At 48.5% G+C, this 1,016-nt stretch carries 1 protein-coding gene; it reads right to left on the bottom strand.

All coding sequences use genetic code 11. The annotated features are described in order from the left end of the window. Positions 1 to 235 precede the first annotated feature (235 nt). Positions 236 to 1,016 (bottom strand): methyl-accepting chemotaxis protein (locus tag FHD02_RS23970; RefSeq protein WP_255597501.1); only part of this gene is annotated, 781 nt, incomplete at its 5' end.

Raw genomic sequence — 1,016 nt, 5'->3', positions numbered from 1 at the left:
TAAAGGTTAAGTAATACTGCGGAACAAACATCGTGGAATGTTCCTTCTGACATATTCCGTTTAATCGGTAAATTTGACACACCCCCCATTACAGTCTATCTGTAACGGCCTTATACATAAAAAAATCAGAGGAAGTTCACAAAATAATAATGAATACGCAAACAATGAAAAAATTTTCAACAGCATGGCCGGCCGAAGCCAGCGATGCTGTGAACACTTACTGGTAATTTAACTTTCAGAGTCTGAAACTGCTGACCACTTTTTCAAGCTGCTCTGTCTGAGCCTCCATAGACTGCGCAGCAGCAGAGACTTCTTCGACCAGTGCGGCATTCTGCTGGGTCGTATTATCAAGCTGGTTAATCGCCACATTGATCTGCTCAATACCCCGGCTTTGTTCATCACTGGAAGAGCTGATTTCGGAAATCAGCACGCTGACATTTTCGACCTTCTCCATCAGCCCGTCCATTGTGGTTCCTGCCTGTCTGACAAGCTCACTTCCCTGTTCAATATTGCTGACGGACTCTTCAATCAGTTTCTTGATTTCCTTGGCTGAATGAGCGCTTCGCTGTGCAAGGGAACGGACTTCACCGGCCACGACGGCAAATCCCCGTCCATTTTCACCGGCGCGTGCAGCTTCCACAGCAGCATTAAGGGCAAGGATGTTGGTCTGGAAAGCAATACCGTCAATGACGCTGATAATTTCAACGATCTTCGACGAAGAATCGTTAATTTTACTCATGGTGATAACCGCCTCACTGACCACGCCAGCACCCTCCTTCGCCGCAGCAGAGGCCTGTGTTGCGAGCCGGTTAGCCTGCAGTGCATTATCTGCATTCAGACGGACAGTACTGGTGAGTTCTTCCATGGATGCTGCGGTTTCGACAATGGATGAAGACTGTTCTTCCGTACGTGAGGAGAGATCCAGGTTGCCTCCTGCAATCTGGCGGGAAGCGGATGCAATCGCCGCGGAACTCTGGCCAACCTGTTGCATAAGATCCTGGAGAAAAGCGATGAAC

Origin of the sequence: Citrobacter sp. EC_71, from assembly GCF_019584005.1 — a bacterium.
Lineage (GTDB): Bacteria > Pseudomonadota > Gammaproteobacteria > Enterobacterales > Enterobacteriaceae > Citrobacter > Citrobacter werkmanii.
The sequence above is the reverse complement of the archived record's forward strand: the minus strand, read 5'-3'. Positions and strand labels throughout refer to the sequence as shown.